This window comes from Micromonospora sp. SYSU B005 (assembly GCF_055362685.1).
The window spans coordinates 1-25,313 of sequence record NZ_JAXCFU010000003.1 but is presented as its reverse complement, the minus strand read 5'-3'; the positions used below and the strand labels follow the sequence as shown (position 1 = coordinate 25,313).

Below are 25,313 nucleotides of genomic sequence, written 5' to 3'. Positions count from 1 at the left end.
CCCAGACAAGGAGCCACGCCGAGTGACCGTCCAGCCCATCCGTCTGTTCGGCGATCCGGTGCTGCGCACGCCGGCCGACCCGGTCGTCGACTTCGACGCCGAGCTGCGCAAGCTGATCGCCGACCTGACCGACACGATGCGCGAGCAGAGCGGCGCCGGCCTGGCCGCGCCGCAGCTCGGGGTGGGCCTGCGGGTGTTCACCTTCGACGTCGACGACGTCCTCGGCCACCTGGTCAACCCGGTGCTGGAGTTCCCCGACGAGGAGGAACAGGACGGCCCGGAGGGCTGCCTGTCCATCCCCGGGCTCTACTTCGACACCAAGCGCCGACAGAACGTGATCGCCAAGGGCTTCAACGGCTACGGCGACCCGCTGCAGATCGTCGGCACCGGCCTGATGGCCCGCTGCGTGCAGCACGAGACCGACCACCTCGACGGCGTGCTCTTCGTCGACCGGCTCGACCCGGCAGGCCGTAAGGAGGCCATGAAGGCGATCCGCCAGGCCGAGTGGTACGACCAGGCCGCCCCGCCGACGGTCAAGCTCAGCCCGCACGCCGCCGGCAACCCGTTCGGTCTGGGGCGGTGACCCGGATGCGCCTGGTCTTCGCCGGCACGCCGGCCGTCGCCGTACCCGCCCTGGACGCGATCGCCGCCTCCGGGCACGAGCTGCTCGCCGTGGTCACCCGCCCCGACGCCCCGGCCGGGCGCGGCCGGGGACTGGTCCGCTCGCCGGTCGGCGCGTGGGCCGACGCGCACGGCGTCGAGGTGCTCACCCCGGCCCGTCCGCGCGAGCCGGAGTTCCTCGACCGGCTGCGCGAGCTGGCGCCGGACTGCGTACCGGTGGTCGCCTACGGCGCGCTGGTGCCGCCGGTCGCGCTGGAGATCCCCCGGCACGGCTGGATCAACCTGCACTTCTCGCTGCTGCCCGCCTGGCGCGGCGCCGCGCCGGTGCAGCACGCCGTGCTGCACGGCGACGAACTGACCGGGGCCAGCGTCTTCGAGCTGGAGGCGGGGCTGGACACCGGCCCGGTCTACGGCACCGTCACCGACGAGATCCGGCCCGCCGACACCTCCGGTGACCTGCTGGAACGGCTCGCGCACTCCGGCGCCGGGCTGCTTGTCGCCGTGCTCGACGCGATCGGCGCCGGCACCGCCCGGGCCGTGCCGCAGCCGGCCGACGGCGTCTCGCTCGCCCCGAAGCTGACGGTGGAGGACGCCCGGGTCCGCTGGGGCGACCCCGCGTTCGCGGTGGACCGGCGCATCCGCGCCTGCACGCCCGCGCCCGGCCCGTGGACCACGTTCCGCGACGACCGGGTCAAGCTCGGCCCGGTCACGCCGCTGCCCGACGGCCCGGAGCTGAAGCCGGGGGAGCTGCACGTGGAGAAGTCCGGTGTGCTCGTCGGCACCGCCACCACGCCGGTGCGCCTCGGCGAGGTGCGCGCCGCCGGCAAGAAGGCCATGCCCGCCGGCGACTGGGCGCGCGGCGCCCGGGTCACCGCCGGCGAGGTGTTCGCGTGACGGGGCCGCAGCGCCCGGACCGGCCCGTCGAGGGCGAGCGTCCCGGGGGGTACGCGCGTGAGCACGGCGACCGGCCCGGCGGCGAGCGCCGGGGCGACGACCGGTTCGGTGACCGTGAGCGCGGCGCCCGGCAGCGTTCCGACCGGCCCGCCGCGGACCGGCGTGCCGGCGACCGGTTCGGCGGGGACCGTGAGCGCGGTGACCGTGAGCGCGGTGACCGGCGGGGCGGGGACCGGCCCGGCGGCGACCGGCGTGGCGGCGACCGGTTCGGTGGGGACCGGCGGGGTGGGCGTCCGGTCCGTCCGGCAGTCGACCTGCCCCGGCAGATCGCGTACGAGGCGATCGCGGCGGTGCACCGCGACGACGCGTACGCCAACCTGGTGCTCCCGGCGATGCTGCGCGAGGCCGGGCTGACCGGCCGGGACGCCGCGTTCGCCACCGAGCTGACCTACGGCACGCTGCGGCACACCGGCACGCTGGACGCGATCGTCACCGACGCGGCCGGGCGGGACGTGCAGCGCATCGACCCGCCGGTGCGCGACGCGCTGCGGCTCGGGGCGTACCAGATCCTGCACACCCGGGTGCCCGCGCACGCCGCGGTGTCCTCCACTGTGGACCTGGTCCGGTCGGTGGGGCCGGGCGCCACCGGGTTCGCCAACGCGGTGCTGCGGGAGATCACCACCCGGGACGCCGACGCCTGGGTGGCGAAGCTCGCCCCGGCGCAGGAGACCGATCCGATCGGGCACCTCGCGCTCGCGTACAGCCATCCGCAGTGGATCGTGCGGTCGTTCGCCGAGGCGCTCGGCGGCGACATGGGCGAGACGACCCGGCTGCTCATCGAGGACAACGAGCGCCCGCCGGTGCACCTGTGCGCCCGGCCGGGGCTGGCCGATCCGGTGGCGCTGGCCGACGAGGTGGGCGGCGCGCCCGGCGCGTTCTCGCCGTACGCGGTCTACCTGCCCGGCGGCGCGCCGGGTGACCTGCCGGCGGTGGCCGACGGCCGCGCGCACGTGCAGGACGAGGGTTCCCAGCTGGTGGCGGACGCGCTGACGGCGGCGCCGCTGGACGGCCCGGACGGCCGCTGGCTGGACCTGTGCGCCGGTCCGGGCGGCAAGTCCGGCCTGCTCGGCGCGCTCGCCGCGATCCGTGGCGCGCGGCTCACCGCGGTCGAGGTGGCCGAGCACCGGGCACGACTGGTGGAGCAGGCGACCCGTGGGCTGCCGGTGACGGTGCTGCACACCGACGGACGCACGGTGGGCAGCGATCCGAAGCTGCCGGAGGAGCACTTCGACCGGGTGCTCGTGGACGCGCCGTGCACCGGGCTGGGCGCGCTGCGCCGCCGTCCGGAGTCGCGGTGGCGCCGCCAGCCGTCGGACCTGCCGCCGCTGACCCGGTTGCAGCGGGAACTGCTCACCGCCGGGCTGCGGGCGGCCCGGCCGGGTGGCCTGGTCGCGTACGTGACCTGCTCGCCGCACGTGGTGGAGACGCACGTGACGGTGACCGAGGCGGCCCGGCGGTGCGGTTTCGGCGTCGACTTCGTCGACGCGCGGCCGCTGCTGCCGGCCGGCATGCCGGGCCTGGGCGACGGCCCCACGGTGCAGCTCTGGCCGCACCGTCACGGCACCGACGCCATGTTCCTGGCGGTCCTCCGCCGGGTCTGATCCACCTCCCCCTCGCAGTCGATCAAGGAGTTCGTGTCCCCGGGGCCGCCGCGCCCCGGACACGAACTCCTTGATCGTCATGGGAGAAATGGGGAGGGATGGAGCGTGTGCGGCATCCCGGTGGGGGGAGGGGGCCGGTGGGATGTGACAGCCCGTTGACTGTTTGATCGATGCATGTAACTGTTTCGACCACCGGTCCCGGCACCCCCGCCCGCCGAACCCCCACGAGGAGTCTCCATGAGACGCAGAACGCCGACCACGAGCCTCGCGCTCGCCCTCGTCGCCACCCTGACGACGGCGAGCCTGGCCGGCACCGCCTCCGCCGCGCCCGCCCCGGCCGCCGCCCCCGCCCCGGCCGTCGCCGCACTCGCCGCCCCGGACGTCTCCCTGAGCAACATCCAGGCCCACCTCACCCAGTTCAACTCCATCGCCACCAGCAACGGCGGCAACCGGCGCGCCGGCTCGGCCGGCTACACGGCGTCGGTCAACTACGTCAAGGGCAAGCTCCAGGCCGCCGGCTACACGGTCACCGAGCAGAACTGCTCCACCTGCACCTACCCGGGCAACAACCTGATCGCCGAGTGGCCGCAGGGCCCCTCCGACCAGGTCGTCATGTTCGGCGCGCACCTGGACGGCGTCGCCGCCGGCCCCGGCATCAACGACAACGCCTCCGGCTCGTCGGTGCTGCTGGAGAACGCGCTGGTGCTGGCCGCGCAGAACCCGACCATGACCAAGCGGGTCCGGTTCGCCTGGTGGAACGGCGAGGAGCAGGGCCTGCAGGGCTCCAAGCACTACGTCAACCAGCTCAGCTCCACCCAGCGCGGCTACATCAAGGGCTACTACAACTTCGACATGGTGGGCTCGCCCAACGGCGGGTACTTCATCAACCGGATCACCTCGGCCACCGCCGCGCCGCTGAAGGCGTACTGGGACTCGTTCGGCATCTCGCCGGAGGAGAACACCGAGGGGCAGGGCCGCTCGGACGACTACTCGTTCGCCAACGCCGGCATCCAGACCTCCGGCTACGCGGCGGGCGCCAGCTACACCAAGACCTCGGCGCAGGCCAGCAAGTGGGGCGGCACCGCGGGCGCGGCGTACGACGGGTGCTACCACCGCTCCTGCGACAACACCAGCAACATCAACACGACCATCCTGAACCGGGCCGCGGACGGCGTCGCGTACGCGATCTGGCAGCTCGCGGTCGGCGGCGGCACGCCGACAAACGACTTCTCCGTCTCGGTGAGCCCCACCTCCGGCAGCGTCGCCCGGGGCGGCTCCACCACCGCCACGGTCAGCACCGCCACCACCGCCGGCAGCGCGCAGACCGTGGCGCTGTCCGCCAGCGGCGCCCCGAGCGGCGTCTCGGTGAGCTTCAGCCCGTCCTCGGTCACCTCGGGCGGCTCGGCCACCATGACCGTCACCGCCTCGTCGACGGCCACCACCGGTACGTTCACGCTCACCGTGACCGGTACCGGCTCGGTCACCCGCACCGCCGGCTACACGATCACCGTGACCGGCGGCAGCGGCGGCTGCACCGGCGGGCAGCTGATCGGCAACAGCAGCTTCGAGTCCGGCACCACGCCGTGGACGGCCAGCTCCGGCGTGATCACCAACAGCTCCAGCCAGGCGGCCCGCACCGGGTCGTACAAGGCGTGGATGAACGGGTACGGCTCCTCGCGTACCGAAACGCTGTCCCAGTCGGTCACGCTGCCGGCCGGGTGCAGCAGCTACACGTTCTCGTTCTGGCTGCACATCGACTCGGCCGAGACGACCACCTCGACCGCGTACGACAAGCTCACCGTGCAGGTCGGTTCGACCACGCTGGCCACGTACTCGAACCTGAACAAGGCGACCGGCTACACCCAGCGCACCTTCAACCTGGCCGCGTACGCGGGTCAGACGGTCACGCTGAAGTGGACCGGGGTCGAGGACTCCTCGCTGCAGACCAGCTTCGTCGTGGACGACGTGACGCTGCAGGTCGGCTGAGCGGTACCGGGCGGGGTGGGCGCCGGCCCGTCCCGCCCGGTTCTCAGTTGATCGGCAGCGCCTTGGCGCCCGCGCCCTTGACCGAGCGGGTCAGCGACCGTCCGGAGACCCACAGGAAGCACTGCACGCCCCGGTCGCCGTCGCGCCACTGCTCCTCGTACGGGTGGTAGATGATGGTGCCGGCCCGGTACTGCATGTTGCCGTCGTTCGGCAGCCCGGCGTACTTGGCGATCAGGCCGCGGCAGGCCTTGTGCGCGCGCAGCGGCGTGCGGTCGAACTCCGCGTAGCTGATGTCCGGCGCCTGGTAGACGCCGACGAACTCGGCGTGGTGCTTGCTGGTGCAGGCCACCGGCCGCATCGACTGCACCTTGTCCTTGCTCAGCTTCGGGTTGAAGCAGCCGAGCGCGAGCTTCGAGCCGGGCTTCAACGCCCCCCGCAGGCTGCCGGTGCGCTGGGACACGGCGCCCTCGTCCAGATCGCTGATCTCGGCGACGTCGCAGCGGTACCAGCGGGCCCCGCCGGACCACGCGAGCGCCGACGGGAAGACCACCGCCAGGCGCAGCCGCCCGGAGCGCCAGTCCGCGCCGACGGCGCGGGTGACCTGGCGGGCGCACTCGGCGTGCGCGGCACGCATCCCCGCCGAGCCGGTACGCGGCGGCGCGGAACGCTCCGCCTCCGCGCCGGTCATCGTGCCGACGTGCAGCGTCTCGGTGCGGTGCGGGGTGGCGCAGTCGACCGGCTGGTAGCCGCTGAGGTAGCCGACGTCGGCGACCGTGGGATGACAGGCGCCGGACTTCGGCACGAACCCGACCGGCGCGGCGAACGCGGGCCAGTCGTCGACCAGGTCCCGGTCCACTCCGGCCGGCGCGGCACAGCCGCCGAGCGCCAGCGCCAGCGCCGCGCCCACGGTGACCGCCACCCGCCATCGCCGCATCCCGACCGACCTCCCCCGCGCATCCGGCGCCGTCCGGTCACCCGGTACGCCTCGGCGGTGGAGCATACGGCAGCCGATCAGGTGACCGGGAGTCCCTCGGGGCCGGCGCCGCGCACCGATCGGTTCAGCTTGCGGTCGTCACTCCACAGGAAACAGCGCACGCCCCGGTCGCCCTCCTCCCACTCCCGCTGCGACGGCGGGTAGAAGATGGACCCGGCCCGGTACGGCAGTTCGGCGTTGTCCGGCACCTCGGCGAACGCGGCGATGAGCGTCATGCAGCGCCGGTGCGTGGCGGGCGCGCCCTTGGTGAACTCCGCCCAGCTCATGTCGCGTTCCTCGTACACGCCGACGAACTCCGCCCGGTGCGGTTCGGTGCACAGCACCGGGGCCATGTAGTTGAGGTTCTGGCCGATCAGCTTCGGGTCGAAGCACCTGTGCACCAGCGGGTTGTCGCCGACGAGCGCGCCGCGCAGGCTGCCGACCCGGTTGACCGGGCGGGTGTTGTCGATGCTGTCGGTCTCGGCCAGGTCGCAGCGGAACCAGCGGGCGCCGGACGTCCAGGCGGTGACGGTGGGCAGCGCGATGTTCAGCGTCAGCCGGGCGGCCCGCCAGTCCCCGCCGATCATCTCCCGGGCCCGCTGGTCGCACTCTGCGCGCGCGGTCCGCAGCGCCGGCGAGCCGGGTTCCGGGCGCACGCCCTGCGCCGCCGGTCCGCTGAACCGGCCGACGTGCACGGTCTCGGCCAGGTGGCTGCCCGCGCAGTTGACCGTCTCGTAGGTGGCGGCGGCCACCACGGTGCTCAGCCGGGGCAGGCAGGCCTCGGTCGCCGGGACGAACAGCTGCGGCACCGGCAGCGCCGCCCAGTCGTCGATCAGGTCGCCGTCGGCCCGATGCACCTGAGCGCAACCCGCGAGCACCGCAGTCGCCGCGCCGGCCAGCGCGAGCACGTGGAGCCACCGTCGCATCGTCCGCCCCTTCCGGGAGAGATGACAGCCGGTCGTCATAGGCCCGACCGGCGTCCCCCGCGCCCGGGCGTGCAGCATACGTGACCGTCCCTGTAGGAGTTTCGTCATCTTTCAATCGATCGGCCAGTCACCGGCGACTATTCGTGCCGACTTTCTCCCCGGACGGCCGGACGGTGCACCGGGGGTGACGGAAGGATCACCGCTGGTCGCTCCGGGAGCCGTGCCGCTACCTCCGGATCACCGCGTTCGTACACTGGCCCCGTGACCGTACCGCCGCCGATCGTCGCGCCCAGCATCCTGGCCGCCGATTTCGCCCGCCTCGCCGACGAGGTCCGTGCCGTGGAGCCCGCCGCCGACTGGCTGCACGTCGACGTCATGGACAACCACTTCGTACCCAACCTGACCATCGGGCTGCCGGTGGTGCAGAGCCTGCGCGCCGTCACCGGGATCCCGTTCGACGTGCACCTGATGATCGAGGATCCGCGCCGCTGGGCGCCCGGGTACGCCGACGCCGGGGCGTACAACGTCACGTTCCACGCCGAGGCGTGCGACGACCCGGTGGCGCTGGCGAAGGACCTGCGCTCGGCCGGGGCGAAGGCCGGGCTGGCGATCGACCGGGACACCCCGATCGAGCCGTACCTGGAGCTGCTGCCGAGCTTCGACACGCTGCTGATCATGACGATCAAGGCCGGCTTCGGCGGCCAGCGTTTCCTGCCGCAACTGCTGGACAAGGTGCGCGCGGCCCGCCGGCACGTCGACAGCGGGCACCTGGAGCTGCGCATCGAGGTCGACGGCGGCATCGCCGCGGACACCATCGAGCAGGCCGCCGCGGCCGGCGCCGACGCGTTCGTCGCGGGCACCGCCGTCTACGGCGCCGACGATCCCGCGGAGGCGGTGCGCCGCCTGCGGGGCCTGGCGGAACGCGCGATGACCGGGGCCTGAGATGGACCCGGCCGGCGAGCGACCCGACGTGATCCTCGTCGTCGACGACGACGAGGACATCGCCCGCTTCGTCGAGTTCAACCTGCGCCTGCACGGCTTCGAGGTGCTGCACGCCGCCGACGGCCAGGAGGCGCTGGAGGTCATCGAGCGGCAGCGGCCCGACCTCGCAGTGGTCGACCTGATGATGCCGCGCATCGACGGGCTGGAACTGACCCGGCGGCTGCGCGCCGACCCGATGACCTCGGCCCTGCCGGTGATCATGCTGACCGCCAAGGGGATGACCCAGGACAAGGTCAACGGGCTCAGCGTCGGCGCGGACGACTACCTGGTCAAGCCGTTCGACACGCTGGAACTGGTGGCCCGGGTCAACTCCACGCTGCGCCGCAACAAGGAGTTCCGGGAGGTCTCGCCGCTGACCGGACTGCCCGGCAACAGCCGGATCCGGCGGGAGATCAGCGACCGGGTCCGCAACGGCGTCGACTACGCCGTCGGCTACATCGACATCGACCGGTTCAAGAGCGTCAACGACCGGTACGGCTTCGTGCGCGGCGACGAGTTCATCTCGGCGCTGGCCCGCAGCCTGCACCGCGCGGTGGTGTCGATCGGGATGCCGCCGGCGTTCCTCGGCCACGTCGGCGGCGACGACTTCGTCATCGTCTGCGCCCCCAGCCAGGTCCGGCCGCTGACCAGCCGGGCCGTCGTCGACTTCGAGAAGGCCGCGGACGCGCTGTACGACGCCACCGACCGGGAACGCGGCTTCGTCGAGCTGAAGGACCGGCGCGGCAACATCCGCCGCGCCGCGCTGGTGACGCTCTCCATCGGCGTGTCGCTGTCCGATTCCGGCAAGCGGTTCACCGACCCGCTGGAGGCGATCGCGGTGGCCTCGGAGATGAAGACGGTGGCCAAGAGCCAGCCAGGCTCGTACGTGGCGGTGGACCGCCGGCGCGGCGTCACCTGAGGCGGTCCTGTGAGGTAGCTCGCCTCTGTGGCGCACGCCCGGGCGGAACGTGTAAGACTTCCCGTATACCCACCACGCGCTGGCGGGGCTCGGTGAAATTCCGAACCGGCGGTGATCCACGGTCCGACCGTGGTAAGCCCGCGACCCGGACGGCTTCGGCCGGACGGTGGACCTGGTGAGAATCCGGGGCCGACGGTTGGGGTGCGGCTCGTCCGCCCCCAGAAAGTCCGGATGGGAGACAGCGCGCGGAACGGGGGAGGCCCCTGCCGGCCGCTGAGCACCCTCAGCCGCCGCGTGGGCTCCCCGGGGTCGGCGTCGCCGTCCCCGGGTTCCCGCCGCCGCGTGTCCGCGGCTTTCCTGCCGCTGTTCCCGAACCGCCCGCGCGCGACCGGCGAGCGGGAGGACAGGCGGCCATGGCGAGCGTCTCCGTCGACGAGGCGATGCGTCGTGCCATCGAACTGGCCGCGCGCGGCCTCGGCACCACCAGCCCCAACCCGGTGGTCGGCTGCGTGCTGCTCGACACCGAGGGCGAGGTCGTCGGCGAGGGCTTCCACGCGTACGCCGGTGGCCCGCACGCGGAGATCGTCGCGCTGGCCCAGGCCGGCACGCGCGCCCGCGGCGGCACCGCTGTGGTCACCCTGGAACCCTGCGACCACACCGGCCGCACCGGCCCCTGCAGCCACGCGCTCATCGCCGCCGGGGTGTCCCGCGTGGTGATCGCCGTGCCCGACCCCAACCCGGTCGCCTCCGGCGGCGCCGCCACGCTGCGCGCCGCCGGGGTCCAGGTCGCTCTCGGGGTACGCGCCCAGGAGGCCGAGGCCGGCAACGTGGCCTGGCTCACCTCGATGCGCCGCGGCTGGCCGTACGTGATCTGGAAGTACGCGGCCACGCTCGACGGGCGTTCCGCCGCCGCCGACGGCACCAGCATGTGGATCACCTCGGAGGCGGCCCGGGTCGACGTGCACGCGCTGCGCGGCACCGTCGACGCGGTGCTCGCCGGCGTGGGCACCGTGCTCACCGACGACCCCCGGCTGACCGCCCGCAACCTGCGCGACGGCACGCTCGCCATCCGGCAGCCGCTGCGGGTGGTGGTGGACAGCTCGGGGCGTACCCCGGCCGACGCCCGGGTCCGCGACGGCGCCGCCCGCACCTGGGTGGCCACCGCCGCGGAGGTCGGCGCCGGCCCGGACGGCCGGGTCGACCTGGCGGCGCTGCTGGCGGAGCTGCACCACCGCGGCGTGCGGGCCGCGCTGCTGGAGGGCGGGCCGACGCTGGCCGGCGCGTTCCTCGCCGCCGGCCTGATCGACAGGATCGTCGGGTACGTGGCGCCGAAGCTGCTCGGCGCCGGTCCGACCGCGCTGCTCGACGCCGGCGTGAGCACCATCGCCGACGCCATCGATCTGGAGATCACCGACGTTACGCGGGTCGGTCCCGACCTGCGGATCACCGCGCTGCCCCGGAAGAGGGAGGGCTGACATGTTCACCGGCATCGTCGAGGAACTGGGCGAGATCGTCCGGAGCACCGAGACCGGCGACGACTCCGCGCTGGTCGCCATCCGTGGCCCGCTCGTCACCTCGGACGCCCGGCACGGCGACTCCATCGCCGTCAACGGCGTCTGCCTCACCGTTGTCGACGTCGACGGCGGCGTGTTCACCGCCGACGTGATGGGCGAGACGCTGCGCCGTACCGCGCTCGGCGCGCTGCGCCCCGGCGACCCGGTCAACCTGGAACGGGCCGCCGTGCTGAACAGCCGCCTCGGCGGCCACCTGGTGCAGGGCCACGTCGACGGCGTCGGCGAGATCGTCGCCCGGGAGCCCGCAGCGCAGTGGGAGACGGTCCGGTTCCGGCTGCCCGACGGGCTGGCCCGGTACGTGGTGGAGAAGGGCTCGATCACCGTCGACGGCGTGTCCCTGACCGTCGCCGAGGCGGGCGACGACTGGTTCTCGGTCGGTCTGATCCCCACCACGCTGAAGCTCACGGTGCTCGGCACGAAGCAGGTCGGCGACCCGGTCAACCTGGAGGTCGACGTGCTGGCCAAGTACGTCGAGCGGCTGCTCGGCGACCGGAGCGTGGGGGGTGCCCGGTGATGGGCCCGCTCGGCTGGCTGCTCGACGCCCAGGTGCACGTGGCCGGCTCGCCGGTGCTGGTCCGGGAGATCGTCGGCAACGTCTTCGGGCTCGGCTCGGCGCTGCTCGGGCTGCGCCGCGTGGTCTGGGCCTGGCCGGTCGGCATGATCGGTAACGCGCTGCTGCTCACCGTGTTCCTCGGCGGCGTCTTCGTCACCCCGCAGGCGCACGACCTCTACGGCCAGGCCGGCCGGCAGGTCTTCTTCTTCGCCGTCAGCGTGTACGGCTGGTGGCGCTGGTCGCGCAACCGGCGCGCCGGTGGCGGGGACGAGCCGGCCGTGGTGCCGCGCTGGGCCACCTGGCCGGAGCGGCTCGGCCTGCTCGTCGCGGCCGTCGCCGGCACCGCCGCCGCGTACCCGGTGCTCGCCGCGCTCGGTTCGTGGGGGCCGCTGCCCGATGCCTGGATCCTGGTCGGCAGCCTGCTCGCCACGTACGGCATGGCCCGCGGCTGGGTCGAGTTCTGGCTGATCTGGATCGCCGTCGACGCGGTCGGCGTACCGCTGCTGCTGCGCGGCGGCTTCTACCCGTCGGCCGCCATGTACCTGGTCTACGGCGCGTTCTGCGCGGCCGGCCTGTACAGCTGGTGGCGCACCTCCCGGGCCGTCGCGACCGCGCCCGCCCCGATCCCGGCGACGTACTCGGAGGCCGTGGCATGAGCACGTTCGGTTCGATCGAGCAGGCGGTCGCGGACATCGCCGCCGGGCGTCCGGTGGTGGTGGTCGACGACGAGGACCGCGAGAACGAGGGCGATCTGATCTTCGCGGCCGAGCTGGCCACCCCGGAGCTGGTCGCGTTCATGGTCCGCTACACCTCCGGCTACATCTGCGTGCCGCTGACCGAGGACGAGTGCGACCGGCTCGACCTGCCGCCGATGCACCACACGAACCAGGACCGGCGCGGCACCGCGTACACGGTGACGGTGGACGCCCGCGAGGGCGTCAGCACCGGCATCTCGGCCGCCGACCGGTCGCACACCATCCGGCTGCTCGCCGACGCCGCCACCGGCCCGACCGACCTGGCCCGGCCCGGCCACGTGGTGCCGCTGCGCGCCCGCGCCGGCGGGGTGCTGCGCCGCCCCGGGCACACCGAGGCGGCGGTGGACCTGACCCGGATGGCCGGGCTGCGCCCGGCCGGGGTGCTCTGCGAGCTGGTGAACGACGACGGCACCATGATGCGCCTGCCGGACCTGGAGAAGTTCTGCGCCGAGCACGGGCTGACGCTCGTCACCATCGCGGACCTGATCGCACATCGGCGGCGTACCGAGAAGCAGGTCGAGCTGGCCGCCGAGGCCCGGATGCCCACCCCGTACGGCGTGTTCAAGGCGCTCGGCTACCGCGCCGAGCACGACCCGGCCGAGCACGTCGCGCTGGTCATGGGCGACCTGGGCGACGGGCGGGACGTGCTGGTGCGGGTGCACTCCGAGTGCCTCACCGGCGACGTGTTCGGCTCGCTGCGCTGCGACTGCGGGCCGCAGTTGCAGGCGTCGCTGGCCCGGGTCGCCCAGGAGGGCCGAGGCGTGGTCCTCTACGTGCGCGGGCACGAGGGCCGGGGCATCGGCCTGCTGCACAAGCTGCAGGCGTACCAGCTCCAGGACCAGGGCCGCGACACCGTGGACGCGAACCTCGACCTCGGGCTGCCGGCCGACGCCCGCGACTACGGCACCGGCGCGCAGATCCTCTACGACCTGGGCGTCCGGTCGATGCGGCTGCTGACGAACAACCCGGCCAAGCGGGCCGGGCTGGAGGGGTACGGCCTCACCGTGACCGGCCGGGAGGGGCTGCCCGTGCGGTCCAACCCGGAGAACGTGCGCTACCTGCGCACCAAGCGGGACCGGATGGGGCACCTGCTGGACGGACTGGACGAGGTGACCGAGGCGCCGATGGGCCGCCCGGTCGCCGGTGACGAGATCGGAGCGTAGGGCGATGGCGGGTTTCGGTGAGCCGGGCGTGACCGCGGTGGACGCCGCCGGGATGACCGTCGGCGTGGTGGCCGCCCGGTGGCACGGCGACCTGACCGACCACATGACCGAGCGGGCCGTGGCCGCCGCGCAGGCGTGCGGGGCGCGGGCCGTGGTGGCCCGGGTGGCCGGTTCGGTGGAGCTGCCGGTGGTGGCCCAGGCGATGGCCCGTCGCTTCGACGTGGTCGTCGCGCTCGGCGTGGTGGTCCGCGGCGCGACGGCGCACTTCGACTACGTCTGCCAGTCGGTCACCGAGGGTCTGACCCGGGTGGCGCTGGACGAGGGCAAGCCGGTGGCGCACGGTGTGCTGACGGTGGACACCATCGAGCAGGCCCGGGACCGGGCCGGGCTGCCCGGCTCGGCCGAGGACAAGGGCTGGTCGGCGACGGTGGCAGCGCTGGACGCCGCCCTGGCCGTCCGCGCCCTCGACGCCCAGTCCGCCCACCGGGTCGGCTTCGCCTGACCCACCTGGGTCTCGGTGCGCGCGTCGAGCCCCGTCGATCATGAAGTTGACGGTGACAAAAGGGACGCCGGTCGCCGCCAACCTCATGATCGACGCGCGGCGGGACGCTGTGTGCCGCGGGGCGGGAGCGCGGGGGAGTGGTGTCCGAGGAGGGCGGGTGCCGTCGGTGGGCTGAGCTGGCGGCCGGTGAACAGGTAGCCGGCGGCGATCGTCAGTACGGCTCCGATCGCGGCGTAGAGCAGGCGGAAGTCGACCAGGCCGACCAGCAGCGCGCCCGCGCCGATCGCCACCGCCTGCGGTGCGCTGGCCACCGCGTCCAGCGCGGCCGAGGCCCGGCCCACCAACTCCGGGGCGGTACGCCGCTGCACGAGCGTCATCACACCGACCCAGGCGACCGGCAACCCCAGTCCGATCAGCACACTCGCCGCGACCGCCAGGCCGAGAGCCGGCCGGACCAGCGCCAGGCCGGCCAGCGCCACGCAGGCGACGCCGAGCGCCATGGCGCCCAGCTCGCCCAGGCGACGTACCAGCGCGGCCGACCCCGCCCCGCCGACCAGCCCGCCCACGCCCTGGAGCGACACGAGCACCCCGAGAAAGGCCGGCTCGCGGCCGAGCCCCTGGTCGACGTACGCGAACCACAGTGTCTCGCCGAAACCCAGGCCGACCGTGGCGATGACGACAGCGATCAGGGCCCGCCGCAGCGCCGGTTCGCCCAGCAGGTGCCGTATCCCGGCGATCAGCTCGTCGCGCCCTCCCGCGGCGCGGCCCCCGGCGACCGTGCCGCCCGGGGCGGGCCGCAGACCCAGCCCGGCGACCGCGGCCAGCAGGAAACCGGCCGCGCAGGCACCGGCCAGCGCCGGGCCGCCGAGCAGCACGAACAGCCCGGCGCCGAGCAGCGGGCCGGCCAGCCGCAGGCCCTGCTTGACGGTCTGCGTCGCGCCGTTCGCGTCGGGTAGCAGCGCGCCGGGGACCAGTTCCTGCACGAGAGCGGTGACCGTCGCGCCCAGCGCGATATAGGACAGTCCGTAGCCGGCGGCGACCGCGTAGACCACCCAGAGCCGGCTGTCGTCGTGCACCGTGAGCAGCGGCAGCAGCAGGACGGCAGTGCCGGCGTTCAGTGCCACGAACAGCCGCCGCCGGGGTGCCCGGTCGACCACCCAGCCGACCAGCGGCGCGAGCACCATCGGCGCGGTCAGGGCGACGAACGTGGCACCGGCCAGCCCGTCCGAGCCGGTCAGTTGCTTCACCCACACCGCGAGCGCCAGCAGCAGCACCGACTCGGCGACCATGCTCACGGTCAGCGCGAGGAAGAACAGCCGGAAGTCCGGCCGGCGCAGCAGGGCCCTCACTGCTCCACCTCCGGTACGCCCCACGCCATCAGGCGCACCGGGCGGGACCCGGCGGGCCGTGCAGCGGGGTCCTCCAACCGGTCCAGGTGGCGGGCGAACAGCGACCGGACTTCCTCACGCAGCCCGGCCAGTTCCTCAGCCGTGTACCAGCCGATGAACTGGTTGAAGAAGCCCGCGTCCCGCCACTGCGCGGGCTCCTGTCGGCGGGCCGTCATCCAGTCCCAGAGCTTGCGGTACTCCAGGTCGAGCAGCACCCGCGCGGCGGCGTCGCCGGCGCGGGCCAGTTCGGGACTCTCGTCGCCGTCGCCCCACCGGTGCCCGTCGGTGACCATCCGCCAGGGGCGCTGCCGGCCGGTCCCGCCGCCCGCGTCGGCCACGAAGCCGTACTTGGCGAGCTGTCGCAGGTGCCAGGAGCAGTTGGCCGGGCTCTCCCCGACCCGTTCGGCCACCTCGGTGGCGGTCAGCGGGCCGTAGAGGCCGACGGCGTTGAGGATGCGCAGGCGCAGGGGGTGGGCGAACGCGCGGAGCGTCTCCACGTCGGTGATCTCGCGAGGGTGTTGCCCGGTCATATCGAAAGACTACTTTGAAAAGTACTCTTTCGAAAGAACCGCTTTGAACGAATTCTTCGGTGCGCCGTGGTTGACTGCTGCGATGACGGAGATCGGGTACGCGGACCTGCCGGGGCTGCGGATGGCGTACCGGTCTGGGGCCGGGCCGACGGCCGCCCGCTCGTGGCGCTGCACGGCGGCACGGGATCGGGGGAGGGCTGGGCCGCGCTCGCGGCCGTGCTCCGCGCCACCACCCGCACGTACGCCCCCGACCTGCGCGGCTACGGCGCGACCGGGCCCGCCGACGCGTACTCGCTGGAACTGGTCCGCGACGACGTACGAGGACTGCTCGACGCGCTGGCGCTGACCCGGGTCACGGTGCTGGGCCACTCCTCCGGCGCGGTGGCCGCCCACCTGCTCGCCCGGGCGTCTCCGGACCGGGTGGCGGCGCTGGTGCTCGTCGAACCGCCGCCACCGGTGCCGCTCGGCCTGCGGCTGCCACCTCGGCCGGCCGGCCCGCTGCCCTATGACTGGGCCGCCCGCGAAGCGGTCGTCGCGGAACTCAACGCCCCGCCTCCCACGTGGTGGGAGGAGTTGACCGAGATCACCGCGCCCACCCTGGTGGTGGCCGGTGGTCCCGCCAGTCACCTGCCGCAGCACGAGCTGGCGCGGATGGCGGCCCGGATCCCCGCCGCCCGCCTGGTGACAGTCGAGGCCGGTCACGCGGTGCCGGCCGCGCGCCCTGCCGAGTTCGCCACCGCGGTGCGGGACTTCCTCGCCGCGCTGCCCGGGTGAGCCGGACGACGCCGGTGGACCCGGTGGGCGTGCTCACCCGGGGCGGCTGGAAGAATCGCCTTCCGTGAAGACGTTCGAGGAGTTGTTCGCCGAGCTGCAGGCCAAGGCCGCCGCCGGCACCCCGGGCTCGGGCACGGTCGAGGCGCTCGCCAAGGGCGTGCACTTCATCGGCAAGAAGGTCGTCGAGGAGGCGGCCGAGTCTTGGATGGCCGCCGAGCACGAGGGCCCGGAGCGGGCCGCCGAGGAGATCTCCCAGCTGCTCTACCAGGCGCAGGTGCTGATGCTCGCGACCGGCCTGGAACTGAAGGACGTCTACCGACATCTCTGAGTGCCCGTCCGCTGATCATCCGATCGAACGAAGGAGCACTCCCATGCTGCGTGTCGCAGTACCCAACAAGGGCGCCCTGGCCGAGTCGGCGGCCCAGATGCTGCGCGAGGCGGGCTACCGCCAGCGCACCGACCCGAAGGACCTGGTCTGCCGGGACGAGGCCAACGACATCGAGTTCTTCTACCTGCGTCCCAAGGACATCGCCACCTACGTCGGCTCCGGCGACCTGGACGTCGGCATCACCGGCCGGGACCTGCTGATCGACTCCGGCGCGCCGGCCGAGGAGATCGTCGACCTCAACTTCGGGCGGGCCACCTTCCGGTTCGCCGCCCGGCCCGACGACGTGGCCTCCGTCCAGCAGCTCGGCGGGCACCGCATCGCCACCGCGTACCCCGGTCTGGTCGAGCGGCACCTGGCCGAGCTGGGCGTGAAGGCCGACGTGATCCGCCTGGACGGCGCGGTGGAGAACGCCATCCGCCTCGGCGTGGCCGACGTGGTCGCCGACGTGGTGGAGACCGGTGCGACGCTGCGCCAGGCCGGCCTGGTGGTCTTCGGCGAGCCGCTGCTGCGCTCCTCGGCGGTCCTGGTCCGTCGCGCGGGCGCGACCGGCGGCGCGCAGCAGGAGCAGTTGCAGCGCCGGCTGCACGGGGTCCTGGTGGCCCGCCGGTACGTGATGCTCGCCTACGACGTGCCGGCCGGTCTGCTGGACCGGGCCAGCTCGCTGACCCCCGGCATCGAGTCGCCGACGGTCTCGCCGCTGCACCGGGAGGGCTGGGTCGCGGTGCAGGCGATGGTGCTCCGCGACGATGTGCACCGGATCATGGACGAGCTGTACGAGCTCGGCGCCCGCGCGATCCTGGTCACCAACATCCACGCCTGCCGGCTGTGAGGCCGCTGCCGCTCCCGGCCGCGCTCGCGGTGGTCGTGACCGGTGGCGTGGCGTCGGCCGCCCAGGGCGCGGTCAACGCCGAGATGGGGGAGCGGACCGGCGCCCCGGTCCTCGGCGCGGTCGTAAACAACCTCGGCGGCTGCCTGCTGGTGCTGGCCGGGATCGTGGCGTTGCCGTCGATGCGCGCCGGGCTGGCCGGGCTGCGCCGCTCCGGGCTGCCCTGGTGGGCGTACCTCGGCGGGGTGGGCGGCGCGGTGATCGTGCTGGTCGCGCCGGTGGTGGTGCCGGTGCTCGGGGTGGCGGTCTTCACGATCGCCCAGGTGGCCGGCGGCAGCCTCGGCGGCCTCGCGGTGGACCGGGCCGGGCTGGCCGCGACCGGCCGGATGCCGCTCACAGTGCCCCGGGTCGGCGGGGCGGTGCTCGGCGTCGGGGCTGTCGCGCTGGCGCAGCTCGGCCGCCCGGTCGGCGACCTGGCGGTGGGGCTGGTGCTGCTCTGCGTCCTGGGCGGGCTGGCGGTGGCGACGCAGTCCGCGCTCAACGGGCGGGTCGCCGCGTCGGTCGGCCCGGCGGCCGGGCTCGCCGTCAACTTCGCGGTCAGCACCGTGGTGATCGGCGCTGTCGCGGCGCTCACCGGCGCGCTCGCGAGCCAGCCCCGCTGGCCCGGCCAGTGGTGGCTCTACGTCGGCGGCCTGCTCGGCGTCGGCATCGTGCTCTCGCTGCTGGTCGGGGTACGCGCCGCCGGGGTGCTGCGCACCGGCCTGGCGCTGGTGGCCGGGCAGCTCGGCGGCGCGCTGCTGCTCGACCTGATCCTGCCCGGCGGCCCCGGTGTGCGGCTGCCGGTGCTGGCCGGCGCCCTGCTCACGCTGCTCGCCGTGGTGGTCACCGGCCTGCGCCGGCGCGGCCCGGACCGTGTGGCGGCCGAAGGCGCGCGTGAACCGGATGGCAGACTGGTCGGGTGAGCGATTCCGTGGTGACCGTGCGACCCCGCCGCGTCCGGGTCGTCTGCTGGGTGTCGGCCGTCACGCTGATCGTGGTGTTCAGCCTCGTCGCGACGTCGCTGACCGGCGCCACCGGCAACGGCTACGGCACGTTCCAGCGCGGCGACCAGTTCGCCATGATCGGCCTGGGTGTCTTCGGCGCGCTCGGCTTCCTGCTGTTCACCCGCCCCCGGGTGATCGCCGACGCCAAGGGCGTCCGGGTGCGCAACGTGTTCAGCTCGTACGAGCTGCCGTGGGAGGTCGTCCGCGGTGTCCGGTTCGACCGGGGCGCACCGTGGGCCAGCCTGGAGCTGCACGACGACGACCTGCTGCCGATGGTCGCGTTGCAGGCCGCCGACAAGGAGAGCGCGGTCGAGGCGGTGCGCGCGCTGCGCCGCCTGCACCAGGCGCACCTGGCGGCGCTGTCCGCCGGCCAGTCGGCACCCCGCTGACCTGCGAGCCCGGTTTGGGCGGACCTGGGCCGAGGGTGTAGTGTTGCGGAGTCGACCAGACTGCCCCCGTCCCTGACGCGCGGGCGGTCGAGAAGCGGAGCGCCCGCTCCCACCCGAGTCGCCGCCACGGTGGCCGGGTCCGGTCCCCGGTTTCGGGCATGTCCCGACGCCGGATGCGCGATCCTGTGATCGTGCCGACCGGTCGAGTGGGCCCTGGCATACGCCGGGGCCTTCTGCTTTCCGGGTCGGCTCCCACCCGGGAGCCCACGGAGTCGGCACCGTAGGAGACTCGACTCGAGGAGGCCCCATCAGCGTCGAACCACGCGTGAACGAGCAGATCCGGGCACGTGAGGTCCGACTGGTCGGTCCTGAGGGTGAGCAGGTGGGCATCGTCCCGCTGGAGCGCGCCCTGCAGCTGGCCGCGGACGTCGACCTGGACCTGGTCGAGGTTGCGCCGATGGCGCGCCCGCCGGTGTGCAAGCTCATGGACTTCGGCAAGTTCAAGTACGAGAGCGCACTCAAGGCGCGCGAAGCGCGGCGTAACCAGCAGCAGACCGTCATCAAGGAGATGAAGCTCCGGCCGAAGATCGACCCGCACGACTACGAGACCAAGAAGGGTCACGTGGTGCGGTTCCTCAAGGCCGGCGACAAGGTCAAGGTGACGATCATGTTCCGCGGTCGCGAGCAGAGCCGCCCGGAGCTGGGTTACCGGCTCCTGCGCCGGCTCGAGTCCGAGATCACGGACCTGGGATACGTCGAGGCCGCGCCGAAGCAGGACGGCCGAAACATGATCATGGTTCTCGCTCCGCACCGGGCCGTCAAGGCCTCCGCGGTCGCCGCCACGGCGTCCCGCGGTGGACCGCGCGACCGGGCGGCGGAGGAACCGGCCGCTCCGGCCGGCGAGACCCCGGCGGCCGGCGACACCGCAGCAGCCGGCGAGACCGGCACGACCGCTGAGACCAGCGGCCAGTAACAGGGGAGAAGACGTTCCAATGCCGAAGATGAAGAGCCACACGGGTATGGGCAAGCGGGTCAAGGTGACCGGCAAGGGCAAGATCGTTGCCCAGCAGGCCGGCCTTCGCCACAACCTGGAGAAGAAGCCCAGCACCCAGACCCGTCGGCTGACCGGCACCGTCGAGCTGGCCAAGGCCGACACCAAGCGCATCAAGAAGCTGCTCGGCCGCTGACGCGAGCCACCTGAACCGAAGAAGGAGTTGAGATGGCACGCGTCAAGCGGGCTGTGAACGCCCAGAAGAAGCGTCGTACCCTGCTGGAGACCGCGAGCGGTTACCGCGGTCAGCGCTCCCGGCTGTACCGCAAGGCCAAGGAGCAGGTGCTGCACTCGATGCAGTACTCCTACCGGGACCGTCGCGACCGCAAGGGCGACTTCCGGCAGCTCTGGATCCAGCGGATCAACGCCGGCGCCCGGGCCAACGGTCTGACCTACAACCGGCTGATCCAGGGCCTGCGCCTGGCCGGCATCGAGGTCGACCGGAAGATCCTGGCCGACATGGCCGTCAACGACGCCGCCTCGTTCGCGGCGATCGTCGAGCTGGCTCGCGCCGCCGTGGCGGCCGAGGGCACCGGTGGCGCCGCGGCTCAGGCCGCCTGACCCACCCCGTACGGCAGATCGAGGCGTCTCCCATGCAGTCACGTTCGCAGGGGAGGCGCCTCGACGCCGTTCCCGCACCGTTCACCCCGCGTACCCCCAGGGTCGTGGCGGCCCGTCGGCTGCATCGCCGGCGCGACCGCGACCAGGCCGGCCGGTTCCTGGCCGAGGGTCCGCAGGCGGTCCGGGAGGCGCTCGCCCGCACCGGCACCGTGGTCGAGCTGTTCGGCACCCCGCCGGCGCTCGACAGGTACGCCGACCTCGCCGCCGCGGCCGCCCGTGCCGACGTGCCCGTCTCCGAGGTGACCGACGACGCCCTGGCCGCGCTGGCCGAGACCGTCGCGCCGCAGGGCCTGGTGGCGGTGTGCCGGCACCTCGACGTACCCCTGGAGCAGGCCCTCGCGCACGGGCCGCGACTGGTAGCGGTGCTCGCCGGGATCCGCGACCCGGGCAACGCCGGCACCGTGCTGCGCACCGCCGACGCGGCCGGTGCGGGCGCTGTGGTGTTCGCGGGCGAGGCGGTCGACCCCTACAACGGCAAGTGCGTGCGGGCCTCCGCCGGCAGCCTCTTCCACGTCGACGTGGTGCGCGCCGCCGACCCGCTCGCCGCCGTCGAGGCGCTGCGGGCCGCCGGCCTGGAGATCCTGGCCACCACCGGGTACGGCGACAGCGACCTGGACGACCTCGCCGACTCGGGACGGCTGGCTGCCCCCACCGCGTGGCTGTTCGGCTCGGAGGCGCACGGCCTGCCCGAGGAGCTGACCGGCGCCGCCGACGCCCGGGTCCGGGTGCCGCTGCACGGACGCGCGGAGAGCCTGAACCTGGCTGCGGCGGCCGCCGTCTGCCTGTATTCTTCCGCCAGAGCACTGCGTGTCCCCCGGGGCGCGCGAGAGACAGCAGGGGAGTCCGCCTCGTCATGAACGCGCCACGGCGTTCGTTTAGCCAGCCCGCCGGTGTCGGCGGGCGGCGGGCCTGACCCTTCCCCCTGCACGACTCCCCACCGGCGGGCTGCGGCGAAGCCGCGCGTCCGTAGACTCGCCTAGCCACCCGCGAGGGTCGGCGCCGCCGTGAGGGAGTGCCCGTTCACCATGAGCTACCGCAACGATCCGTACGACCCGAAGCAGGTCGCCCTGCTCGACCCGGACGCCCTGGCCGGAGCAGTGGCCGACGCCGAGAAGGCGTTCGCCGAGGCCGCCGACCCGGACGCGCTCACCGCGCTGCGCCCCGCGCACCTCGGTGACCGGTCCCCGGTGTCGCTGGCGCGCCGGGAGATCGGCGCGCTGCCGCCGGCCGCGAAGGCCGACGCCGGCAAGCGGGTCAACGAGGCCCGCCGGGCCATCGAGTCCGCGTACGCCGCCCGGCAGGAGATCCTGGACCGGGAACGGGCCGCGCGGGTGCTGGTCGAGGAGCGGGTCGACGTGACCCTGCCGTACGACCGCCGGCCGCGCGGCGCCCGCCACCCGCTGAGCGTGCTGATGGAGCAGATCAGTGACCTGTTCATCGGCATGGGCTACGAGGTGGCCGAGGGCCCCGAGGTCGAGCTGGAGTGGACCAACTTCGACGCGCTGAACATCCCGGCCGACCACCCGGCGCGCGGCCTGATGGACACGTTCCACATCGCACCCGAAGGCAGTGGCCTGGTGCTGCGTACCCACACCTCGCCGGTGCAGGCGCGCACCATGCTCAGCCGCAAGCCGCCGATCTACGTGGTGGTGCCCGGTCGGGTCTACCGCACCGACGAGCTGGACGCCACCCACGCGCCCGTCTTCCACCAGGTCGAGGGCCTGGTGGTGGACAAGGGCATCACCATGGCGCACCTGCGCGGCACGCTCGACCACTTCGCCCGGGCCATGTTCGGCGAGGGCGCGAAGACGCGCTGGCGGCCGCACTACTTCCCGTTCACCGAGCCGTCGGCCGAGTTCGACGTGTGGTTCCCGGAGCACCGGGACGGTCCGCAGTGGGTCGAGTGGGGCGGCTGCGGCATGGTCAACCCGCGGGTGCTGCGCGCCTGCGGCATCGACCCGGAGGTCTACTCCGGATTCGCGTTCGGCATGGGCATCGACCGGACCGTGATGGTCCGGCACGGCGTCAGTGACATGCGGGACATGGCCGAGGGCGACGTGCGGTTCACCCGCGCGTTCGGCGCCTGAGCTACGGGAACGGTGGTTTAACAGTCATGCGAGTCTCTGTCAGTTGGCTGCGGGAGTACGTGGACCTGCCGGCCGACCTGCCCACCGGCGACCTGGAGCAGGCGCTGGTCGACCTCGGTATCGAGGTCGAGTCCGTGGTGGACCTGCGCGAGTCGGTCACCGGCCCGCTGGTCGTCGGCGAGGTCCTGGAGATCGAGGAGCTGACCGGCTTCAAGAAGCCGATCCGCTTCTGCCGGGTCGACGTCGGCGCCGCGAACGGCACCGGTGAGCCGCAGGAGATCGTCTGCGGGGCGCGTAACTTCGCCGTGGGCGACAAGGTCGTGGTGATCCTCCCCGGCGGTGTGCTGCCCGGCGGGTTCGCGATCGGCGCGCGCAAGACGTACGGGCGCAACTCCCACGGCATGATCTGCTCGGCGCAGGAGCTGGGGCTCGGCGACGACCACTCGGGCATCGTCGTGCTGCCCGAGGACGTCAAGGCCCAGCCCGGCGACGACGCCCGGCCCGTCGTCGGCCTGGACGACGTCGTGGTCGAGATGGAGATCACCCCGGACCGCGGGTACGCGCTGAGCGTGCGCGGCATCGCCCGGGAGCTGTCGCACGCGCTCGGCGTGCCGTTCCGCGACCCGGCCGACGCGCCCGCGCCCGGCGCGACCGCCGAACCGGCGTACCCGGTGGAGGTCCGCGACCCGGTCGGCTGCGACCGGTTCGCGGCGCGGATGGTGCGCGGCGTCGACCCGACCGTGGAGACGCCCGGCTGGATGCGGCAGCGTCTCACTGTGGCCGGGGTGCGCAGCATCTCGCTCGCCGTGGACATCACCAACTACCTGATGCTCGAACTCGGCCAGCCGATGCACGCCTTCGACGCGGACCGGATCGCCGGGACGCTCGTGGTACGCCGCGCCGAGGCGGGGGAGAAGCTGACCACGCTGGACGGGGTCAACCGCACGCTGTCCGCCGAGGACCTGGTGATCTGCGACGAGACCGGTCCGATCTCGCTGGCGGCGGTGATGGGCGGCGAGACCAGCGAGGTGCTCGCCTCCACCACGAACGTGCTGTTCGAGGCGGCGCACTGGGATCCGGCCACCGTCGGCCGTACCGCGCGGCGGCACAAGCTGTTCAGCGAGGCGGCGAAGCGGTGGGAGCGGGGCGTCGACCCGGCGCTGCCGCTGGTCGCGCTGGAGAAGGCGGTCCGGCTGCTCACCGACCTGGCCGGCGGCACCGCGGGCGAAGAGGTGCTCGACATCGACCACGTCGTGCCGCGTACGCCGGTGACGCTGCCGGTGGACCTGCCCTCGCGGCGGGTCGGCGTGACGTACTCGCCGGACCGGGTGGTGGAGCTGCTGGAGCAGGTCGGTTGCACCGTCACGCGCGGCGCCGACCGGCTCGCCGAGGACCCGGGCAGCGCCGGCACGACCACCGGTGGCGGTTCCGCCGCCGGGGGTGGCGAGGTGCTGACCGTGACGCCGCCGAGCTGGCGGCCCGACCTGACCGACCCGGCCGACCTGGTGGAGGAGGTGGTACGCCTCGACGGCTACGACCGGGTGCCGTCGGTGCTGCCCACCGCGCCGCCCGGCCGGGGCCTGACCTGGCAGCAGCAGCGCCGCCGGGCCGTCGCCCGCTCGCTCGCCGAGCGCGGCTACGTCGAGGTGCTGGCGCAGCCGTTCGTCGCGCCGGAGCTGGTCGACCAGCTCGGCCTGCCCGCCGACGACCCGCGCCGCCCCGCGGTACGGCTGGCGAACCCGCTGTCGGAGGAGGAGCCGCTGCTGCGCACCACGCTGCTCGGCCCGCTGCTCGGCATCGTCAAGCGCAACGTCGGCCGGGGCCAGCGGGACGTGGCGATCTACGAGATCGGCACGGTCTTCCACCCGCGCCCCGGCGCCGGTGCCCCGCCCGCGATGGGCGTGGACCGGCGGCCCACCGACGAGGAGTTCGCCGCCGCCGACGCGGTGGTGCCCGCCCAGCCGCGGCACGTCGCGGTGGCGCTCACCGGCGAGATCGAACCGGCCGGCTGGTGGGGCGCGGGCCGCACGGCCGGCTGGGCGGACGCCGTCGAGGCGGGCCGGGCGGTGCTCGACGCCGCCGGGATCCCCGCCGACCGGGTGACGGTACGGGCCGGCGAGCGGGCGCCCTGGCACCCGGGCCGCTGCGCCGAACTAGTGGTGGACGACGTGGTCGTCGGCCACGCCGGTGAGCTGCACCCGGCCGTGCTGGCCGCGCTGGAGCTGCCCCGGCGTACCAGCGCCATGGAACTGGACCTGGACGCGCTGCCCGCCGCCCCGCTGGCGGCCGGCCCGGCCATCTCCACGTTCCCGCCGGCCCTGATCGACGTGGCGCTGGTGGTGGACGACGCGGTGCCGGCGGCCGAGGTGCGGGCGGCGCTGGTCGAGGGCGCCGGCGCGCTGCTGGAGGACGTCCGCCTGTTCGACGTCTACACCTCCGTGCAGCTCGGCGAGGGACGCAAGTCGCTGGCGTACAAGCTGACGTTCCGCGCCCCGGACCGGACCCTCGCGGGCGAGGAGGCGGTGGCGGCGCGCGACGCGGCGGTGGCTGTCGCCGCCGAGCGCTTCGGCGCCACCCTGCGCGGCGCCTGAAAGGAGGGGCCCCCTCTTAGTGAGTGTTTGAGATTTGGGGTGCGGCGGCGTGTCGGGTTGAGGTGAGGGAAGGCCCTCGGTAGGTCCGGTGGTGTCGAGCCAACCGTTTCCATACCG

General features: G+C 73.8%; 25 protein-coding genes, 1 pseudogene and 1 riboswitch. Of the genes and pseudogenes, 22 read left to right on the top strand and 4 right to left on the bottom strand.

Translation table 11 applies throughout. The features are described 5' to 3' along the window. The first annotated feature begins 22 nt into the window (after nt 1-22). The 4 genes from def (at nt 23) to SM452_RS09285 (ending at nt 5,162) form a co-directional block, all read left to right on the top strand. Nucleotides 23-583, top strand: coding sequence for a peptide deformylase (gene def, locus SM452_RS09300; RefSeq protein ID WP_043324943.1), 561 nt, complete (start codon nt 23-25; stop codon nt 581-583). A 5-nt stretch (nt 584-588) separates the two neighbouring features. Next, the gene (gene fmt / locus SM452_RS09295) at nt 589-1,515 is read left to right on the top strand and encodes a methionyl-tRNA formyltransferase (protein ID WP_194802937.1); all 927 of its coding nucleotides are present in this window, start codon (nt 589-591) and stop codon (nt 1,513-1,515) included. Continuing rightward, nucleotides 1,512-3,176: an RsmB/NOP family class I SAM-dependent RNA methyltransferase gene (locus tag SM452_RS09290; RefSeq protein WP_262015712.1), complete on the top strand. Its 1,665-nt coding sequence runs from the start codon at nt 1,512-1,514 to the stop codon at nt 3,174-3,176. The genes fmt and SM452_RS09290 overlap by 4 nt, the downstream gene beginning before the upstream one ends. A 237-nt stretch (nt 3,177-3,413) precedes the next feature. After that, nucleotides 3,414-5,162 (top strand): M28 family peptidase, encoded by a 1,749-nt coding sequence (locus tag SM452_RS09285; protein ID WP_262015711.1) that lies wholly within the window; start codon nt 3,414-3,416, stop codon nt 5,160-5,162. Nucleotides 5,163-5,205: 43 nt separating this feature from the next. Here SM452_RS09285 and SM452_RS09280 read toward each other — a convergent pair whose 3' ends face one another. Together SM452_RS09280 and SM452_RS09275 are read right to left on the bottom strand one after the other, a co-directional pair. Continuing rightward, nucleotides 5,206-6,096, bottom strand: a complete 891-nt coding sequence (locus SM452_RS09280; protein WP_194802857.1) for a septum formation family protein — start codon at nt 6,094-6,096, stop codon at nt 5,206-5,208. 77 nt (nt 6,097-6,173) lie between these two features. Next, nucleotides 6,174-7,061, bottom strand: coding sequence for a septum formation family protein (locus SM452_RS09275; RefSeq protein ID WP_194802856.1), 888 nt, complete (start codon nt 7,059-7,061; stop codon nt 6,174-6,176). A 261-nt stretch (nt 7,062-7,322) separates the two neighbouring features. On the opposite strand from SM452_RS09275, the gene rpe reads away from it, so the two are divergent. The 7 genes and pseudogenes from rpe (at nt 7,323) to ribH (ending at nt 13,508) form a co-directional block, all read left to right on the top strand. After that, the gene (gene rpe / locus SM452_RS09270) at nt 7,323-8,003 is read left to right on the top strand and encodes a ribulose-phosphate 3-epimerase (protein ID WP_128137820.1); all 681 of its coding nucleotides are present in this window, start codon (nt 7,323-7,325) and stop codon (nt 8,001-8,003) included. A gap of 1 nt (nt 8,004) precedes the next feature. Further along, entirely contained in the window at nt 8,005-8,961 is a 957-nt protein-coding gene (locus tag SM452_RS09265; RefSeq protein ID WP_194802855.1) for a GGDEF domain-containing response regulator, read from the top strand. Nucleotides 8,962-9,035: 74 nt separating this feature from the next. After that, nucleotides 9,036-9,208: riboswitch (FMN riboswitch) on the top strand. Between the two features lie 166 nt (nt 9,209-9,374). Next, nucleotides 9,375-10,436, top strand: coding sequence for a bifunctional diaminohydroxyphosphoribosylaminopyrimidine deaminase/5-amino-6-(5-phosphoribosylamino)uracil reductase RibD (gene ribD, locus SM452_RS09260; RefSeq protein WP_269696566.1), 1,062 nt, complete (start codon nt 9,375-9,377; stop codon nt 10,434-10,436). 1 nt (nt 10,437) lies between these two features. Continuing rightward, nucleotides 10,438-11,203 (top strand): annotated as a pseudogene (locus tag SM452_RS09255) (riboflavin synthase). Continuing rightward, nucleotides 11,088-11,744 carry a nicotinamide riboside transporter PnuC gene (gene pnuC, locus SM452_RS09250; RefSeq protein ID WP_370585017.1) on the top strand — a complete coding sequence of 219 codons (657 nt, stop codon included), beginning with the start codon at nt 11,088-11,090 and terminating at the stop codon, nt 11,742-11,744. The pseudogene SM452_RS09255 and the gene pnuC overlap by 116 nt, the downstream one beginning before the upstream one ends. After that, nucleotides 11,741-13,006: a bifunctional 3,4-dihydroxy-2-butanone-4-phosphate synthase/GTP cyclohydrolase II gene (locus SM452_RS09245; protein WP_194802851.1), complete on the top strand. Its 1,266-nt coding sequence runs from the start codon at nt 11,741-11,743 to the stop codon at nt 13,004-13,006. Before pnuC ends, SM452_RS09245 begins: the two co-directional genes overlap by 4 nt. 4 nt (nt 13,007-13,010) lie before the next feature. Continuing rightward, on the top strand, nt 13,011-13,508 hold the full coding sequence (gene ribH, locus SM452_RS09240) for a 6,7-dimethyl-8-ribityllumazine synthase (protein WP_091424378.1): 498 nt from the start codon (nt 13,011-13,013) through the stop codon (nt 13,506-13,508). 83 nt (nt 13,509-13,591) lie between these two features. Here the strand turns inward: ribH and SM452_RS09235 are convergent, their stop codons facing one another. Both SM452_RS09235 and SM452_RS09230 read right to left on the bottom strand, forming a co-directional pair. Beyond that, nucleotides 13,592-14,857, bottom strand: coding sequence for an MFS transporter (locus tag SM452_RS09235; RefSeq protein WP_463839729.1), 1,266 nt, complete (start codon nt 14,855-14,857; stop codon nt 13,592-13,594). After that, nucleotides 14,854-15,426, bottom strand: a complete 573-nt coding sequence (locus SM452_RS09230; RefSeq protein WP_210887302.1) for a winged helix-turn-helix domain-containing protein — start codon at nt 15,424-15,426, stop codon at nt 14,854-14,856. Before SM452_RS09230 ends, SM452_RS09235 begins: the two co-directional genes overlap by 4 nt. A 162-nt stretch (nt 15,427-15,588) precedes the next feature. On the opposite strand from SM452_RS09230, the gene SM452_RS09225 reads away from it, so the two are divergent. From SM452_RS09225 to SM452_RS09175, 11 genes are all read left to right on the top strand, one after another. Beyond that, the gene (locus SM452_RS09225) at nt 15,589-16,200 is read left to right on the top strand and encodes an alpha/beta fold hydrolase (protein ID WP_463839728.1); all 612 of its coding nucleotides are present in this window, start codon (nt 15,589-15,591) and stop codon (nt 16,198-16,200) included. A 64-nt stretch (nt 16,201-16,264) separates the two neighbouring features. Beyond that, nucleotides 16,265-16,528: a phosphoribosyl-ATP diphosphatase gene (locus SM452_RS09220; RefSeq protein WP_013285536.1), complete on the top strand. Its 264-nt coding sequence runs from the start codon at nt 16,265-16,267 to the stop codon at nt 16,526-16,528. A 43-nt stretch (nt 16,529-16,571) separates the two neighbouring features. Continuing rightward, a complete protein-coding gene (gene hisG, locus SM452_RS09215) occupies nt 16,572-17,417 on the top strand; it encodes an ATP phosphoribosyltransferase (RefSeq protein ID WP_262015704.1) in 846 nt (281 codons plus the stop codon). Continuing rightward, a complete protein-coding gene (locus tag SM452_RS09210) occupies nt 17,414-18,376 on the top strand; it encodes a DMT family transporter (protein WP_463839727.1) in 963 nt (320 codons plus the stop codon). Before hisG ends, SM452_RS09210 begins: the two co-directional genes overlap by 4 nt. Then, on the top strand, nt 18,373-18,846 hold the full coding sequence (locus SM452_RS09205) for a PH domain-containing protein (RefSeq protein ID WP_194802848.1): 474 nt from the start codon (nt 18,373-18,375) through the stop codon (nt 18,844-18,846). Before SM452_RS09210 ends, SM452_RS09205 begins: the two co-directional genes overlap by 4 nt. A gap of 325 nt (nt 18,847-19,171) precedes the next feature. After that, nucleotides 19,172-19,819 carry a translation initiation factor IF-3 gene (gene infC, locus SM452_RS09200; RefSeq protein ID WP_043324929.1) on the top strand — a complete coding sequence of 216 codons (648 nt, stop codon included), beginning with the start codon at nt 19,172-19,174 and terminating at the stop codon, nt 19,817-19,819. Nucleotides 19,820-19,838: 19 nt separating this feature from the next. Next, the gene (rpmI, locus tag SM452_RS09195; RefSeq protein ID WP_007075851.1) at nt 19,839-20,033 is read left to right on the top strand and encodes a 50S ribosomal protein L35; all 195 of its coding nucleotides are present in this window, start codon (nt 19,839-19,841) and stop codon (nt 20,031-20,033) included. A 32-nt stretch (nt 20,034-20,065) separates the two neighbouring features. After that, entirely contained in the window at nt 20,066-20,458 is a 393-nt protein-coding gene (rplT, locus tag SM452_RS09190; RefSeq protein WP_043324928.1) for a 50S ribosomal protein L20, read from the top strand. A 32-nt stretch (nt 20,459-20,490) separates the two neighbouring features. Beyond that, a complete protein-coding gene (locus SM452_RS09185; protein ID WP_463839726.1) occupies nt 20,491-21,375 on the top strand; it encodes a TrmH family RNA methyltransferase in 885 nt (294 codons plus the stop codon). 168 nt (nt 21,376-21,543) lie between these two features. After that, entirely contained in the window at nt 21,544-22,605 is a 1,062-nt protein-coding gene (pheS, locus tag SM452_RS09180) for a phenylalanine--tRNA ligase subunit alpha (RefSeq protein WP_013474913.1), read from the top strand. A gap of 26 nt (nt 22,606-22,631) precedes the next feature. Further along, nucleotides 22,632-25,196 (top strand): phenylalanine--tRNA ligase subunit beta, encoded by a 2,565-nt coding sequence (locus SM452_RS09175; protein WP_463839725.1) that lies wholly within the window; start codon nt 22,632-22,634, stop codon nt 25,194-25,196. The last annotated feature ends 117 nt before the right edge of the window (nt 25,197-25,313 follow it).